The organism is Achromobacter sp. HNDS-1 (genome assembly GCF_040084795.1).
Lineage (GTDB): Bacteria > Pseudomonadota > Gammaproteobacteria > Burkholderiales > Burkholderiaceae_B > Achromobacter > Achromobacter ruhlandii.
Genome location: NZ_CP157584.1, coordinates 139,994 through 156,034, shown reverse-complemented (window position 1 = coordinate 156,034; position 16,041 = coordinate 139,994). Strand labels below are relative to the sequence as shown.

The window sequence follows — 16,041 nt, the reverse complement described above, 5'->3', positions numbered from 1 at the left end:
CAGCCGGCGTCCCGACGGCCCGCCCGGCGCACGATGCCGGCCGGGCCGTTGTTCCATCGGGCGCGGCGCGACATTGCCGCGACACTTTCAGGCCCGTTGACGCCACAGGGAAACGGCGCCGGCCTCTACAATCGGCGGCATGACCCATTTCCTGCATACCGCCGATTGGCAGATCGGCCGTCAGTACGGCCAGTTCGAAACCGACGACGCCGCCTTGCTGGCCGAGGCCCGCTTCGATGTCGTCGCGCGCATCGCCGCGCTTGCCGCCGAGCGCCAGGTCGACGCGGTGCTGGTGGCCGGCGACGTGTTCGACACCCAGGCCGTGTCCGACCGCACCATCCGCCGCCTGTTCGCCGCGCTGGCCGCCTACGCCGGGCCGTGGGTCATGATCGCCGGCAACCATGACGCGGCGCTGGCCGACAGCGTCTGGAGCCGCGCCGCGCAACTGGGCTGCATCCCGCCCAATGTGCGGGTGCCGTTGCGTACTGGCGTGGTCGACCTGCCAGCGCAGAACCTCGCGGTGCTGGCCGCGCCGCTGACCCAGCGCCATACCTACGACGACGTCACCCAGGCCTTCGACGCGCTGGAATCCGAACCCGGCCGCGTCCGCGTGGGCCTGGCCCATGGCAGCGTGGCCGGACGCCTGCCCGACACCATCGACGCCACCAATCCCATCGCGCCCGACCGCGCCGCCCGCGCGCGGCTCGACTACCTGGCGCTCGGCGATTGGCACGGCTGCCTGGCCATCGACGAACGCACCTGGTACGCCGGCACGCCCGAGCAAGACCGCTTTCGCGGCAACGAACCCGGCTACGCGCTGGACGTGCGCATCGATGCGCACGGCGCCCCGCCACGCGTCGAACGCGTGCCCACCGGCAAATACCGCTGGTCCGCCTGGACCGAAACCCTGAGCCTGCCGACCGACGCCCAGGCGCTGGCCGAACGCCTGGCGGCGCTGCGCGCCGAAGACGTGCTGCGGCTGGAACTGCAGGGCCACGTCAACGTGCCGACCTGGGAGGCGCTGCAACGCGCCGTGGACCAGGCGGCGGCGCAGGCGAGGGCGGTGCTGCCGGATTTCTCCGGCCTGCTGCTCGAACCCGACGAGGCCGACCTGGCGCAACTGGGCGCGAGCGGCTATGTCGGCGAAGTGGCCGCGCAACTGCAGGCCATGCAGGCCGATCCCGAGCAGGCGGCGGTGGCCGGCGAGGCCCTGCGGCTGCTGCTGCGGTTCCAGCGCGAAGGCGCGGCGGCGGGAGGCGCGCAATGAAGCTCACGCGCATCGCCCTGGAAGAATTCCGCAAGTTCCGCCAGCCCCTGGTGCTGGATGGCTTGCAGGACGGCCTGAACCTGTTCGTCGGTCCGAATGAGGCCGGCAAGAGCACCGTGGCCGCGGCCATCCGCGCCGCGTTCCTGGAACGCTACAGCACCCGCACCGTGTCCGACCTGGCGCCGCGCGGCGAGAGCGGCGCGCGGCCCGGCGTCGAACTGGCATTCAGCCATGCGGGCCACGATTACCTGCTGAAAAAACACTTCCTGTCGCGGGCCCGCTGCGAACTGCTGATCGACGACGGCGCGCAACGGCTCGATGGCGAGGAAGCCGAGAACGCGCTGGCCGCGTTGCTGGGCTTCGAACTGGCCGCGCGCGGCCAGAGCAAGCCCGATCTGGCCGGCGTGCCGGGCCTGCTGTGGATCCAGCAGGGCGACGGCCAGAATCTGCAAACCGCCGCCGCCCACGCCGGCGGGCATCTGCGCGAGGCCCTGACGCAGTTGTCGGGCGAGCTGGCCTCCGGCGACGGCGACCGGCTCTACGAGCGCGTCGCCGCCGAGCGCGCCGCCTTGCTGGATGCGCGCAACGGCCGCCCCAAGGGCATCTACAAGGACGCCGAGGACGCGCTCGCCGCCGCCCTGGCCGAGCGCGGCCAATGCGCCCAGGCCAAGGCCCAGCTTGACGCCGACGTCGACCGGCTGGCCGCGCTGCGCGCCGAACACGCGCGCGCCGAGGCCGGCCAGCCCTGGAAGGACTTCGAGGCCCGCGCCGCCGAGGCGCGCGCCCGGCTCGCGGCCGTGGCCAAGGAACGCGAGGCGCTCGAAGGGCTGCAACGCGAACAGCGCCAGGCGGCCGAAACCTTGGCCGTGCTGCAGGAACAGGTGCGCCGCGACCAGCAGGACGAAACCGAATTGCAGGCCCTGGTGGCGCAGGCGCGGGCCGCCCGCGCCGCGGTCCAGCAGGCCCAGGAGCCGCTGACCCGCGCCCGCGCGCTGCGCGACACGCACGCCGCCGCCGCCGAACAGGCGCGCCAGCGGGTCGCCGCGGTGCAGGCGGTGGCCGACCGCCGCGACCTCGAACACCAGCTCGGCCAACTGGCGCGCGACATCGAGCGCCTGGACGGCGCGCTCGAAGAAGCCACCCGCCTGATCGAGCAGGGCTCGATCCTGAAGGCCGAGGCCGTACGCATCGAAATCGCCGACGCCGACATCCAGGCCTTGCGCAAGCGCGAACGCGCGCTGGGCGACCTGCAACTGCGCCAGCAGGCCATCGCCACGCGCCTGTCGTACGTGTTGGACGCGGGCCGCGAGGCCCGGCTGGACGGCGCCGCGCTGGCCGGCAGCGGCGAGTTGCTGCTGACCGCGGCGGCTGAACTTGAATTGCCCGGCCTGGGCCGGCTGCGCATCGAGCCGGGCGGCCAGGACCTGCCGGCGCTCAAGCGCGAACTGGCCGACGTACAGGCGGCCAGCGCGGCTTTGTTGTCGCGCCTGGGTGTGGCGCACGTGGCCGAGGCCGAGGAACGCCATGCGCGCGGCGTCGACTTGCAACGCGAACTGGAGGCCATGCGCAAGACGCTGGCGATCCATGCGCCCAAGGGCGTGGACGCACTGCGCGGGCAACGCAACGAAGCCCAGGCGCGGCGCGCGCAACTGGCCGAGCGGTTGGCGTTGCTGCCGCCGGCGGCTGAGGCGGGCGATGCCGATGCGCCCGCCGCGCGCCAGGCGCTGCGCGATGCCGAAGCCAGCGCGGCGCAGGCCGAGCAGGCCCTGGCGGCCGCGCAGCGCGCCCTGGATGCCGACAGCGCCCGCGCCCAGCTACTCGAAACCCAGGCCGCCGCGCGCGGCGCCGACCTGCAATCGCCCGAACGCGCGGCGCAGCGTCAGGCCCGCGCCGGCCGGCTGGCCGAGGCCCGCAGCGGCCACGACCTGCTCGAACAACGCCTGCGCCAGGCGCAGGCCGCGCTGGAAGCGCTGCGGCCGGAACTGCTGGAACAGGACGCGCAGCGCTACGAAAAGTCCGCCGCCATCGAACGCGACGCCCAGCACAAACGCCACAGCGAGATCCAGCAGTTGCTGGGCAAGCTGGAGCAGGCCGGCGCGCAGGGCCTGGGCGAACGCTTGTCCGAGGCCGAGGCCGCCTGCGAGCGCCTGCAGCGCCGCCGCGACGAATTCCAGCGCCGCGCGCAGGCGCTCGAACTGCTGTCCACCCTGCTGGCCGGCAAGCGCGACGCCGCCACCCAGCGCCTGCAGGCGCCGCTGGCGCGCCGCCTGAGCCACTATCTGGCGCTGCTGTTCCCCGAGTCCGCGCTGCGCCTGGACGAGGCGCTGCTGCCCGCGGCCCTGCAGCGCGCGGGCGGCGAGGACCCGCTGGACGCGCTCAGCTTCGGCACGCGCGAGCAATTGGGCATCCTGGCGCGCTTTGCCTACGCCGACCTGCTGCGCGAGGCCGGACGGCCGACGCTGTTGTTGCTGGACGATGCGCTGGTGCACACCGACGACGACCGTCGCGACCTGATGAAGCGCGCGCTGTTCGATGCCGCCACGCGCCACCAGATCCTGATGTTCACCTGCCACGGCGAGGCCTGGCGCGACCTGGGCGTCGAGCAGCGCCGCATCGGCGCTTGACGCCTTGGCGGCGGTGCGAGCCGCGTCCGCACGTGCAAACCGCCCCCGCACGGGCGGACCGGTGTCGTCACGCGCGTCGCCGGCCGCGTGCGGGCGCCCCGCAACTTGACGCTGGCGCGCGGCGCCGGTAGCCTACACGGGTTCATCACCGAACCCGACGCGCTTCACATGCCCGACTTCACGCCTTCCGCCGAATCCGCCTTCGCTGCCCGCGCAGCCGGCGCCGGCCTGCGCGCAAACCGGCGGCATGGCGTGTCGCCTCCCGTTGTTTCTCCTGTCGTCTCGACGGTCGTATCGCCGCCGGTGGCGTCGCCGCCGTGCGATGTCGTCGCCGGTGTCGCGGGCGCTTATCCGCCCGTGCTCGCCGTTGTCGGCTGACCGCCGCACACTTCCCGCTCCCGCCTTATCGCCTGGATCCGCCGCGCTGATGCGCCGACGCGTTTGCGTTCGCGCCCGCCCGCCGCGCGTCCACGCCTGATCCGTTCGCGCGCCGCAAGACGCGTGCGCGCCGCGGGAGCCTGTTCCATACCCGACAGGTAGAAATCTTCATGTCTTTCAATCGCAATGCGTGGGCCGCCTACGGCTCCACTTCCTTGTTCGTGCTGCTGTGGAGCGGCGGCGCGATCTTCGCCAAATGGGGCCTGGCGCACGCCTCGGCCTTCGGTTTCCTGCTGTGGCGCTTCGTGCTGGCGCTGGTCGTCCTGCTGGCGCTCTGCGTTGGGCGCCGGCGCTGGCTGCCGGCGCCCGGCACGCGCGGCATCGTCGCGCTGACCGGGCTGCTGCTGATCGGCAGCTATTCCATCTGCTATCTGCTGGCGCTGGACCACGGCATCACGCCGGGTGTGCTGGCCACGCTGCTGGGGGCGCAACCCATCCTGACCCTGGCGCTGCTCGAGCGCCGCTTTCCGCCGCTGCGGCTGGCGGGGCTGCTGCTGGCCCTGTGCGGATTGGGCATGGTGATGTTCCAGAGCATCGGCATGGCGCGTTTCTCGCTCGCCGGCATGGTCTTCGCGTTCGCGGCGTTGGTCAGCATGACCGCCGGCGCCATCCTGCAAAAGCGCGTGCGCCAGGCGCCGACGGACGTGATGCCGCTGCAGTACGTGGCCAGCCTGGCGCTGTGCCTGCTGTTCGCGCCGTTCCAGCCGCTGCACGTGGATTGGAGCCTGGGATTCGTGCTGCCGCTGCTGTGGATGGGGCTGGTGATCTCGGTCGGCGCGACGCTGCTGTTCTACCGCATGATCCAGTCCGGCAACCTGGTCAACGTCACCAGCCTGTTCTACCTGGTGCCGGCCGGCACCGCGACGCTGGATTACCTGGTGCTGGGCAACCGCCTGTCGCTGCTCAGCCTGGGCGGCATGGCGGGGATCCTGCTCGGGCTGATGCTGGTGTTGCGCACGCCGGCGGCGCGCTCGGGCGGCTGATCGCGGTTTGCCGCCGCGTGGCGGGATGTTCGCCGCGCGGCGCATACCCCGGGGCGCATCGCGCGCGCGGGCGGGGCGGCGGCGCGCTTTGGGACGTGGCCGTCCTGCCGTTTTCGTCCGGCTACGCGTGCGCGGCTTCTTCCTGGCCGGCCCAGTGACCGCTGACCAGCTGCGCCGGGCGTTCGCGCGCCTGGACCCGGGCGCAGACCGCCCAGGCGTCCAGGCGCACGTTCAGGCCGGCATAGACGCCATGGCCGTCGCCCGCTTCGATGCAGCCGTCGGCCTGCACGCCTTCGCCGGCGCGGATCGAGCCGTCGGCGCGGATGTCTTCACCCGCGATCAATCCCCAGCCCGCGGCCAAGTGGCCGCCGCAGACGATGCTGGCGCCGGCCTGGATGCCGCAGGCGGCATCGATGTCCTTGGCGGCCTGCACGCCGCCGCCGGCCTTGATGCCCTGGCCGCACTTGAGGGCGCCTTGCACCTGCACGTCCTGGCCGGCCCGCAAGTGACCGGTCACGGCCAGGTCCTGACCGGCGCAGATGTCCCACTTGGCGCGCAGGTTGCCGCGGCAGTCGAAGGCGGCGGCGACCTCGATGCCCCATTCGGCGGACACGTCGCCGCCCGCGCGCAGGTCGCCGACACTGGCGATGTTGGCGCCGGCCGTGATGTTCTCGCCGGCCACGATGGATTCCCCGGCGCGGATGCCGCCGCCGGTGACGATGCTGCGTCCGGCCCGCACCACGCTGTCGACGTTGATGCCCATGCGCACTTCCAGCGTGCCGGCGAAGACGATGGCGTGGGCGTCCAGCGTGTCCAGCTTCAACACCGCGTCGGTCGGCCCGAACTGGTCCAGCAGCCAGCAGGCGTCACCGACCCGCCCGTCGGCCACCAGGGCATCGAGGACGGCCTGATAGTCCCCCTGTCCGTTGTGGTCGCGCAGGAACCATTTGTAGCCGCCCGCGCAGGGGTTCTTGGCTTTGACGAATTTCTTGGTGAGTTGCATGGAGTTCGGTGGCAATCAAGGCGTGGCGCCGCCCGCCGGTCATAGTCGGCGCGCGGACGGAAAACGTGGCAAGACCGCCCGGCCATGCGGCAGGGCGGTCGCGCCGGCCGGCCTCGAACCGCGCCGCGCGCAACAAGGGTACGGGCGTGCGGGCGGCCGGCGGCGGGCCGGTGACGGAAAGCGGGAAGGGAGGATGCCGGCGATTAGCCGGGCTTGGAACGCGCGTAGGCGGAACGCGCGGCGACTTCCTGCGAGCTCAACAGGGTCGAGCGCAGGGCGCAAAGCACGCAAGCGGTGTCGGAAGGATGGGAGAAATCGATTCGCACGGGCGAAATGGTAGCAGAGCGCGGGCGCGTCATCTGCCCGGCGATCGCCGATGGGGCGTGGGACGGTCCGAATCTGGCGCGGCGCAAGGCGCGCATTGTGCCGGCGGCCTCGGAAAGGCCCGCCGGCACGGCGTGGCGGCGGGCAGACGGGCTGGCGCCCGGGTCACGCGGCGAAGCCGCGTGACAAGCCTCAGTTGGTCGACTGGATGTTGCGTTCCTTGGCGATGCGCTGGCGCAGCTCCAGTTCACGCTTGATCTGCGCGGCGTATTCCGCCGGCGAGTTGCCGTCGACCAGCGAGCCGCCGTCGGCCAGGCGCTGGATGATCTTCGGATCCTTCAGCGCCTTGACGGTGGCGTCGTGGATGCGATCGATGACCGCCTGGGGCGTGCCGGCGGGCGCGACCAGGCCGTACCAGGCCATGTTGTCCATTTCCGGCAGGCCGCCTTCCGAGAAGGTCGGCACGTCCGGCAGGGTGGGCAGGCGCTTGGGCGCCGCCACGGCCAGGGCGCGCAGCTTGCCGGCCTGGATGTGCGGCATGGACGAGGGCAGGTTGTCGAACTGGGCGTTGACCTGGCCGGCGATCACGTCATTGAGTGCCGGACCCGAGCCGCGATAGGGCACGTGCACCATGTCGGTCTTGGTGAGCGACTTGAACAGTTCGCCATCCAGGTGGCCGATGCCGCCAGCGCCGGACGAGGCGTAGCTGTACTTGCCGGGGTTGGCCTTGAGCAGGGCGATGAACTCGGCCATGTTCTTGGCCGGCACCGACGGGTTCACCGTCAGCACATTGGGCACGTTCACCATATTGGTGATGGGTGCGAAGTCCTTGAGCGGGTTGTACGGGTTCTTGGGGTTGGTGGCCGGATTGGTGGCCATGGTGCTGACAGTGGCCACGCCCAGGGTATAGCCGTCCGGGGCGGAGCGGACCAGCGCGTCGGCGCCGATCGAGCCGCCGCCGCCGCCGCGGTTCTCCACCACCACGGCCTGGCCGAGTTCGCGGCCCAGGCCTTCGGCCACCACGCGGGCGACGATATCGGTGGTGCCGCCGGCCGCGAACGGCACGATCAGGCGGATGGGTTTGTTCGGGTAGGCGTCAGCGGCTTGCGCGGCGCCGCTGAGACAGAGGCCGGCGAGGGCGGTGGCCAGGACGGCCTTGGCTTGGGACAGCACGGTCAAGAGTCTTCTCCATATTATTGAATCCGAGCCGGCCGGCTACGATGGCCGGCGTCGGTGAAGCGCGCCGGGCTCGGATGCTGGCCTGGCCGACGCTTCGTGGGCGCCATTCCACACAGTTACGGTGGCCCGGTCAATCGGGATTCCCCCTGCATCGCGTGGGGGTATTTTTCGCCGCCAGGATGCGGGGGCGATAAACGGCGTTGTGGCAAAAAAACGTATGCTGACAATAACTTGAATGAAAATGGGGTCGTCATCGCTGCGTAATGATTGCGCAGCGATCATGTCGTCATCCCCTCGGTACGCGCATAAATCTCTGCATAACTTACAAGAATCTGATATTTTTCGGATGAGATTCTTGGCCGGTCTTGCAAGAAAGCTATTGCGTTTGTTTCTGTCTGCGCCGTTCAATGGGGCGTTGGTTGATGTCCCCGCGGGGCAACGTGTAGTGCAGCGACGCACCGGGCCAGGGTTCCGTCCGTTATTCAATCCCCGGTTCGTTTCGTCTCTCGCTGTCGCGCTGGCGGGAGGGGGCCCGGACATTCTCGGAACGCCATGTCGCTGATACTGATCCTCGCTCTGCCGTTTGCCGGCAGCCTGTGCGCCGCGCTGCTGCCTTCCAACGCCCGCAATGCCGAGGCCTGGTTGGCGGGCATCATCGCCCTGGCTTGCGCGGTTCTGGTCGCCAGTCTCTATCCGCAGGTGGCCGGCGGCGGCGTGATCCGCGTCGACATGCCCTGGGCGCCCGCCCTGGGGCTGCAGTTCACCTTGCGCATGGACGGCTACGCCTGGCTGTTCGCGCTGATCGTCTCCGGCATGGGGGCGCTGGTGGTGCTGTACGCGCGCTACTACATGTCGCCGGAAGACCCGGTGCCGCGCTTCTTCTCCTTCTTCCAGGCCTTCATGGCCGCCATGCTGGGCGTGGTGCTGTCGGGCAACCTGATCCAGTTGGTCATGTTCTGGGAAATGACCAGCCTGGCCTCGTTCATGCTGATCGCCTACTGGCACCACCGCCTGGATGCCCGCCGCGGCGCCCGCATGGCGCTGACAGTGACCGGCGCGGGCGGCCTGTGCCTGCTGGCCGGGGTGCTGATCCTGGGCCACATCGTCGGCAGCTACGACATGGACCGCGTGCTGGCCGCCGGCGACCTGGTGCGCGCCGACCCCTGGTATCCCGCCGTGCTGGTGCTGGTGGCGCTGGGCGCGCTGACCAAGAGCGCGCAGTTCCCGTTCCATTTCTGGCTCCCCAACGCCATGGCCGCGCCTACGCCGGTGTCGGCCTACCTGCATTCGGCCACCATGGTGAAGGCCGGGGTGTTCCTGCTGGCGCGCTTCTGGCCGGTGCTGGCGGGCACCGATGAGTGGTTCTGGATCATCGGCGGCGCCGGGCTGATCACGCTGGTGCTGGGCGGCTATGCCGCCATCTTCCAGCAGGATATGAAAGGGGTGCTGGCGTATTCGACCATCAGCCACCTCGGCCTGATCACCTTGCTGCTGGGGCTGAACAGCTCGCTGGCGCTGGTGGCGGCGGTGTTCCACATGGTCAACCACGCCACCTTCAAGGCCTCGCTGTTCATGGCGGCGGGCATTGTCGACCACGAGACCGGCACGCGCGACCTGAGCCGGCTGTCCGGTCTGTACAAGGCCATGCCGATCACGGCCACGCTGGCCATGGTGGCGGCGGCCTCGATGGCCGGGGTGCCGCTGCTCAACGGCTTCATCTCCAAGGAAATGTTCTTCGCCGAGACCACCTTCGTCAGCGGCGACATGATCACGAAAGTGGGCCTGCCCCTGGCGGCCACGGTGGCGGGCGCCTTCAGCGTGGCCTATTCGCTGCGCTTCATCCTGCAGGTGTTCTTCGGCCCGCCGGCGACCGACCTGCCGCGCGCGCCGCACGAGCCGCCCGGCTGGATGCTGCTGCCCAGCGGCCTGCTGGTGCTGATGTGCCTGGTGGTGGGCATCCTGCCGGGCCTGACGCTCGGCCCGTTCCTGGCCACCGCCGCGCAAAGCATCCTGGGCGCCGACATGCCCGAATACAGCCTGGCGGTGTGGCATGGCGTCAACCTGCCGCTGGTGATGAGCTTCGTGGCCATGACCGCTGGCGTGATCCTGTACCTGGCGTTGCGCGCGCACCAGCGCGCCAATCCGGGCCGGGTGCCGTTCATCTACCGCCTGGACGGCCGTCGTTCTTTCGAAGCGCTGCTGGACGGCTCCAGCGTGGCCGCCGCCTGGCTGTTGCGCTGGCTGGCGTCGTCGCGCCTGCAGGTGCAGATGGTGCTGATCGTGCTGGGCACGCTGTTCGTGGCCTGGCTGCCGCTGCGCGCCGGCGGCTGGCTGGACGGCACCGGCCGCGCCGCCGCGGTGGACCCGGCGTTCGCCTTGCTGTGGCTGGTGGGCTGCGTCTGCGCCGTGGCGGCCGCCTACCAGGCCAAGTACCACCGCCTGGCGTCGCTGGCGCTGGCCGGCGGCGCGGGGCTGGTGACCTGTCTCACGTTCGTCTGGTTCTCCGCGCCCGACCTGGCCCTGACGCAGTTGTCGGTCGAAGTGGTGACCGTGGTGCTGTTGCTGCTGGGCCTGCGCTGGCTGCCGCGCCGTATCGCGCAGGACGAGGATGAGGGCCTGGGCGCCACGCTGCGGGCCCGTGGCCGCCGCCTGCGCGACCTGCTGCTGGCCACCGCCGCCGGCACCGGCATGGCGGCGCTGGCCTATGCGGTGCTGGTGCGGCCGCAGACCGACACCATCTCCTCGTATTTCGTCGACCGCGCGCTGCCCGACGGCGGCGGCACCAACGTGGTCAACGTGATCCTGGTGGACTTCCGCGGCTTCGATACCTTCGGCGAAATCACCGTGCTGGGCATCGTGGCGCTGACGGTATACGCGCTGCTGCGCCGCTTCCGTCCGGCGCCCGAGAGCGCCGACCTGCCGCGCCAGCAGATCGACCAGGACGGCCCGGTGCCGGCCGCGCCCGATATCAAGTCGGTGGTGCCGACCGGTCCGATGATGGTGCCCACGGTGCTGGTGCGCCTGCTGCTGCCGACCGCGGCGCTGATCTCGGTCTATTTCCTGCTGCGCGGCCACAACCAGCCGGGCGGCGGATTCGTCGGCGGCCTGGTCTTCGCCACCGCCGTGATCCTGCAGTACATGGTGGGCGGGGTCTACTGGGTCGAGTCGCGCAGCCGCCTGAACCCGCAGAACTGGATCGGCATCGGCCTGCTGTTCGCCGGCACGGCGGCGGTGGCCGCCTGGCTGGCCTACAAGCCATTCCTGGCCGCGCTGGCCTGGGACGTCGCCTTGCCGCTGGTCGGCCACGTGCACCTGTCCAGCGTGCTGCTGTTCGACCTGGGCGTCTATATGCTGGTGGTCGGATCCACCGTGCTGGTGCTGGTGGCGCTGGCTCACCAATCGCTGCGCGCGCAACGCAAGGCAGTCGCCGAAAGCCAGGCGGCCGCCGCACAAACGGGGGAAGCCTGATGGAATTGATTTACGCCGTCGCGATCGGCGTCCTGGCGGGCTCGGGGGTCTGGCTGCTGCTGCGGCCGCGCACCTTCCAGTTCATCATGGGCCTGTCGCTGGTTTCCTACGCGGTCAACCTGTTCATCTTCGGCATGGGCCGCCTGACCTCGGGCCGGCCGCCGGTGGTGGATCCGGCCATGGCCCATGATCCTTCCTGGTATGCCGATCCGCTGCCGCAGGCCCTGGTGCTGACGGCCATCGTGATCGGCTTTGCCACCACCGCGCTGTTTTTGGTGGTGCTGTTGGCTTCGCGCGGCTTGACGGGCACCGACCACGTCGATGGACGGGAGTCCCAATCTTGAGTTTCTGGCTGCAACATCTTCCTATCCTGCCCATCATCACGCCGCTGCTGGCCGGCGCGGTGATGCTGCTGCTGGCCGACACCAGCCGCTATGCGCGCGGCACCATCGCCGTGCTGTCCACGTTGGCGCAACTGGCCGCGGCCATCGCCTTGCTGGCGGTCGCCGGGGGCGGGGTGCCGGGCGTCTGGCCGGACGGCGTCGGCGTGTACCTGGTGGGCGACTGGCCCGCGCCGTTCGGCATCGTGCTGGTGGTGGACCGCCTGGCCGCGGTCATGCTGACCCTGACCGCGGTGCTGGGCCTGGCCACGCTGACCTATGCGCTGGCGCGCTGGGACCGTGCGGGGGTGCATTTCCATTCGCTGTTCCAGTTCCTGCTGATGGGCCTGAATGGCGCCTTCCTGACCGGCGACCTGTTCAACCTGTTCGTGTTCTTCGAAGTGCTGCTGGCCGCGTCCTACGGCCTGCTGCTGCACGGCTCGGGCGTGGCGCGTGTCAGCGCCGGCCTGCAGTACATCGCGGTCAACCTGGTGGCCTCGTTCCTGCTGTTGATCAGCATTGCGCTGATCTATGGCGTTAGCGGCACGCTCAACATGGCCGACCTGGCCCTGCGCGCCGGCAATCTGACCGGTTCCGACCGCATGCTGTTCGAGGCCGGCGCCGCCATTCTCGGCGTGGCCTTCCTGGTGAAGGCGGGCGCCTGGCCGCTGAACTTCTGGCTGGTCAAGGGCTACGGCTCGGCCGGCGCGCCAATCGCGGCCATGTTCTCGATCATGACCAAGGTCGGCATCTACGCGCTGCTGCGCATTGGTTCGCTGCTGCTGCCGAGCGGCGCGCCGGCGGCGTTCAGCCTGGACTGGATGTTCGCGGCCGGCTTGGCCACGCTGCTGTTCGGCGGCCTGGGCCTGCTGGCCACGCAGCAGCTCGAGAAGATGGTGGGCTATTGCGTCATCGTCTCGGCCGGCACGCTGCTGACGGCGCTGGGCATGCCCGGCGTGACGCTGACCGGCCCGGCGCTCTTCTACCTGATCAGTTCGGTGCTGACCACAGGCGCTTTCTTCATGCTGGCCGAACTGATCGAACGCACCCGCAGCTTCGGCGCCAACGTGCTGGCGGTGACGCTGGACGCCTTCGACCTGGACGACCCGACCTCGGTGAATCGTTCCGATGACGTGGTTGGCGTCGCCATTCCGGCGGCCATGGCCTTTCTTGGGCTGGCGTTCATCTGCTGCGCCTTGCTGGTGACCGGCTTGCCGCCGCTGTCGGGCTTCGTGGCCAAGTTCTCGCTGTTGTCGGCGGCGGTCTCGGCGGCCAACGAATCGGCGCCGCCGATGGATGCCTGGATCCTGGTGGCCGCGGTGCTGGTGTCCGGCCTGGCGGGCCTGATCGGCCTGGGCCGCACCGGCATCCGCGTTTTCTGGGCCAGCGACGACCGCAGCACGCCGCGCCTGCGGCTGATCGAGGCGGGGCCGGTCGCGGTCCTGCTGCTGCTGTGCGTGGGCCTGGCGGCCGGCGCGGGCCCGGTGTCGGCCTACCTGGACGATGCCGCGCGTTCGCTGGACCAGCCCAAGAGCTATATCGACGCCGTCATGTCCGCGCAGACGGTGCGCGCCGCGCAAGGAGGAAGCTGATGCGCCGACTGTATTTCCTCTTCCTGCCGGTGTTCCTGTTCGTCCTGTGGCTGGTGCTGAACGAAAGCCTGTCGGCCGGCCAGATCGCGCTGGGCGTGGCGCTGGCCCTGTGGTTCACCTGGGCCGCCTCGCGCCTGCGGCCATTGAAGGCGCGGCCGCGGCGCCTGTGGAAAGTGATACCGCTGTTCCTGCACGTGACGGCCGACATCATCAAATCCAACATCGCGGTCGGCAAGCTGATCCTGAACCCGCGGCCCAATGATTTTTCGCCCGGGTTCATCAAGATCCCGCTGACCATGCGCGACCCGCACGGCCTGGCCATGCTGGCCTGCATCGTCACCTACACGCCCGGCACCGTCTGGGTCGAACTGGGCGATGACCACCGCCTCAAGCTGCACGTGCTCGACCTGCAGAACGAGGAAGACTGGGTGCGCCTGGTGCAAGACCGCTACGAGCGCCCCTTGATGGAGATATTCGAATGAACGCCATACTGTATTGGGCGGCGTCCTTTGCCCTGGTGTGCTTCGCGCTGGGCATGGTGTTCGCCACCATCCGCCTGTTGCGCGGCCCGACCGCGCAGGACCGCGTGCTGGCGCTGGACACGCTCTACATCAACGGCATGCTGACCATGCTGGTGTTCGGCATCCGCTCGGGCACGTCGGTGTATTTCGACATTGCGCTGCTGATCGCGCTGTTCGGGTTCGTGGGCTCCACGGCCATGGCCCGCTTCCTGCTGCGCGGCGAGGTGATCGAGCCATGATCGAGACCCTTCCGCTGTGGGCGAGCATCCCGGCCAGCATCCTCCTGGTGCTGGGGGGCCTGCTGGCCCTGACCGGCTCGGCCGGCCTGCTGCGCTTTCGCACCTTCTATGCCCGCATCCATGCTCCGACGCTGGGCAACACGATGGGCTGCGGCTGCGTGCTGGCCGCCTCGATCCTGGTGTTCTCGGTGCTGTCCGCGCGGCCGGTGTTCCACGAAGTGATCATCACGCTGCTGCTGGTCGTCTCGTCGCCGGTGACGGCGATGCTGCTGATGCGCGCCGCGGTATACCGTAACCGTTTGACCAAGGCCGACGCCGACCTGGACGCGCGCTAGGCGGGCAAGAAAGGGACAGAACACTGGCCATCTGGGGACAAGTTGCGCGGGCGCAATGAATATTGCGTCGCAGCATCGGAAACTTCGGCTTACGATTGCACGTTGCTGGACATGTCCCCGTCGCGTCATCGTGGGATAGTTGTATCAAGCAGATGGCGCCGGTCCACGAGGCCGCGCCGTCCGGGTTCAATCTTCTTTTCTCCAAGGAGCTGGCCATGAATGTACGTCCCATGCACACCAAACGCCTTGCGGCATCCCTTTGCGCGGCAGGCCTGATGCTGGCCGCGGGAGCGGCGCAGGCGGCCGACCCGATCGGTCGCGCCGGCATCCAGGCGCAATACGAACAGGATGTGGCGGCTTGCAAGAACGGCAGCACCGGTCAGGACCGCGCCGCCTGCATGCGCGAGGCCGGCGCCGCTCGCCAGGAAGCCATGCGCAAGCAACTGAGCGATGGCACCACCGACCAGCACCAGCAGAACATGCTGGATCGCTGCAACCGCCTGCCGGCCGATTCGCGCCAGGATTGCATCACGCAGATGACCTCGCCGACCCAGGTGCGCGGCAGCGTGCAAGGCGGCGGCGTGCTGCGTGAAACCGTGATCCAGGTGCCGGCCGGCACCGCCGGCACGGTGCCGCCGCCTCCGCCGCCGGCCACCGCGCCCGGCATGGCGCCGGCCCCGGGCATGGCGCCGCCGCCCGCGCCGATGCGCCAGTAACCGCGCTGGGCGGGCCAAGGGAGGGCGCGGCGCGTCCTTTCCCCGCGGCCACGGGGCCCGGCCGCCGCCACAATCAGGCAAAATGGCGGCTGTCGCCCTTACTTACGTATATCCATGTCCGACGTCATCGCCCTGATTTTCGACTTCGACGACACGCTGGCCTCGGACAGCACGTCCGGTTTCCTGGACAGCATCGGGGTGGACACGGCGTCCTTCTGGAAAGACCAGGTCGACCCGCTGCTGTCCAACCAGGACTGGGACCCGGTCCCGGCCTATCTCTACCAGATGATCCAGCTCTCGCGCGCTGGCACGCATGGCCTCATCACGCAGCAGCGGCTGCGCGACTGGGGCGCGCGACTCGAACTGCACGATGGCGTGGTCACGCTGTTCCAGCGGCTGCGCGCCGCGGTGCGGGCGGCGCAGCCGCAGGTGCAGCTGGAGTTCTACCTGATTTCCAGCGGCATCGGCGACGTGGTGCGCTCCACGCCCATCGCGCACGAGTTCACCGAGATCTGGGCCTCCGAATTCACCTACGGCGCCGACGGCGGCATCGAGTTTCCGCGCCGCATCGTCAGCTTTACCGACAAGACGCGCTACCTGTTCCACATCCAGAAGGGCATCATCGGCCGCGATTTCCGCAACAAGCCGTTCGAGGTCAACCGCAAGGTGCCCGAGGACCGCCTGCGGGTGCCGTTCGACCAGATGGTGTTCGTCGGCGACGGCTACACCGACATCCCGTGCTTCTCGCTGATCCGGCGCGCCGGCGGCTACGCCTTCGGCGTCTGGGATCCGAAGCACCGCGACAAGCGCAGCCGCGCCTGGGGCTTCATCGAGGAAGGCCGGGTGTCGAACCTGAACCAGGCGCGCTACGACGAGAACGCCGAACTCTACCAGTGGCTGGAAGAGGCCGTGACCAGCCTGGCCGGCCGCATCGCGCTCAAATCGCGGGTGTACCGTGGTTGAGCCGCTTGC

14 protein-coding genes are annotated in these 16,041 nt (G+C 69.8%); 12 read left to right on the top strand and 2 right to left on the bottom strand.

Going from position 1 to position 16,041, the window contains the following annotated elements; all coding sequences use genetic code 11:
• The first annotated feature begins 139 nt into the window (after positions 1-139).
• The 4 genes from ABFG95_RS00630 (at position 140) to ABFG95_RS00615 (ending at position 5,312) form a co-directional block, all read left to right on the top strand.
• Positions 140-1,267 (top strand): DNA repair exonuclease, encoded by a 1,128-nt coding sequence (locus ABFG95_RS00630; RefSeq protein WP_278992865.1) that lies wholly within the window; start codon positions 140-142, stop codon positions 1,265-1,267.
• The gene (locus ABFG95_RS00625; RefSeq protein WP_348995275.1) at positions 1,264-3,891 is read left to right on the top strand and encodes an AAA family ATPase; all 2,628 of its coding nucleotides are present in this window, start codon (positions 1,264-1,266) and stop codon (positions 3,889-3,891) included. The genes ABFG95_RS00630 and ABFG95_RS00625 overlap by 4 nt, the downstream gene beginning before the upstream one ends.
• Positions 3,892-4,059: 168 nt before the next feature.
• Positions 4,060-4,269, top strand: coding sequence for a hypothetical protein (locus tag ABFG95_RS00620; RefSeq protein ID WP_278992863.1), 210 nt, complete (start codon positions 4,060-4,062; stop codon positions 4,267-4,269).
• 170 nt (positions 4,270-4,439) lie between these two features.
• The gene (locus tag ABFG95_RS00615) at positions 4,440-5,312 is read left to right on the top strand and encodes a DMT family transporter (RefSeq protein ID WP_348995274.1); all 873 of its coding nucleotides are present in this window, start codon (positions 4,440-4,442) and stop codon (positions 5,310-5,312) included.
• Between the two features lie 121 nt (positions 5,313-5,433).
• Here the strand turns inward: ABFG95_RS00615 and ABFG95_RS00610 are convergent, their stop codons facing one another.
• Entirely contained in the window at positions 5,434-6,315 is an 882-nt protein-coding gene (locus ABFG95_RS00610; protein ID WP_278992861.1) for a hypothetical protein, read from the bottom strand.
• A gap of 516 nt (positions 6,316-6,831) precedes the next feature.
• Positions 6,832-7,818 (bottom strand): tripartite tricarboxylate transporter substrate binding protein BugE, encoded by a 987-nt coding sequence (locus ABFG95_RS00605; protein ID WP_263898943.1) that lies wholly within the window; start codon positions 7,816-7,818, stop codon positions 6,832-6,834.
• Between the two features lie 552 nt (positions 7,819-8,370).
• Between ABFG95_RS00605 and ABFG95_RS00600 the strand changes: the two genes are divergently transcribed.
• From ABFG95_RS00600 to ABFG95_RS00565, 8 genes are all read left to right on the top strand, one after another.
• On the top strand, positions 8,371-11,286 hold the full coding sequence (locus tag ABFG95_RS00600) for a monovalent cation/H+ antiporter subunit A (protein ID WP_054417502.1): 2,916 nt from the start codon (positions 8,371-8,373) through the stop codon (positions 11,284-11,286).
• The gene (locus ABFG95_RS00595; RefSeq protein ID WP_006227452.1) at positions 11,286-11,630 is read left to right on the top strand and encodes a Na+/H+ antiporter subunit C; all 345 of its coding nucleotides are present in this window, start codon (positions 11,286-11,288) and stop codon (positions 11,628-11,630) included. The genes ABFG95_RS00600 and ABFG95_RS00595 overlap by 1 nt, the downstream gene beginning before the upstream one ends.
• The gene (locus tag ABFG95_RS00590; RefSeq protein ID WP_049073439.1) at positions 11,627-13,258 is read left to right on the top strand and encodes a monovalent cation/H+ antiporter subunit D; all 1,632 of its coding nucleotides are present in this window, start codon (positions 11,627-11,629) and stop codon (positions 13,256-13,258) included. Before ABFG95_RS00595 ends, ABFG95_RS00590 begins: the two co-directional genes overlap by 4 nt.
• Positions 13,258-13,740: a Na+/H+ antiporter subunit E gene (locus ABFG95_RS00585; protein WP_054417504.1), complete on the top strand. Its 483-nt coding sequence runs from the start codon at positions 13,258-13,260 to the stop codon at positions 13,738-13,740. Before ABFG95_RS00590 ends, ABFG95_RS00585 begins: the two co-directional genes overlap by 1 nt.
• Positions 13,737-14,018 carry a K+/H+ antiporter subunit F gene (locus ABFG95_RS00580; protein ID WP_049073441.1) on the top strand — a complete coding sequence of 94 codons (282 nt, stop codon included), beginning with the start codon at positions 13,737-13,739 and terminating at the stop codon, positions 14,016-14,018. Before ABFG95_RS00585 ends, ABFG95_RS00580 begins: the two co-directional genes overlap by 4 nt.
• Positions 14,015-14,353 carry a monovalent cation/H(+) antiporter subunit G gene (gene mnhG / locus ABFG95_RS00575; protein WP_049073442.1) on the top strand — a complete coding sequence of 113 codons (339 nt, stop codon included), beginning with the start codon at positions 14,015-14,017 and terminating at the stop codon, positions 14,351-14,353. The genes ABFG95_RS00580 and mnhG overlap by 4 nt, the downstream gene beginning before the upstream one ends.
• Positions 14,354-14,568: 215 nt before the next feature.
• On the top strand, positions 14,569-15,069 hold the full coding sequence (locus ABFG95_RS00570; RefSeq protein WP_081330530.1) for a hypothetical protein: 501 nt from the start codon (positions 14,569-14,571) through the stop codon (positions 15,067-15,069).
• 114 nt (positions 15,070-15,183) lie between these two features.
• Complete coding sequence (locus ABFG95_RS00565) at positions 15,184-16,032, top strand: HAD family hydrolase (protein WP_054417505.1); 849 nt, start codon at positions 15,184-15,186, stop codon at positions 16,030-16,032.
• The last annotated feature ends 9 nt before the right edge of the window (positions 16,033-16,041 follow it).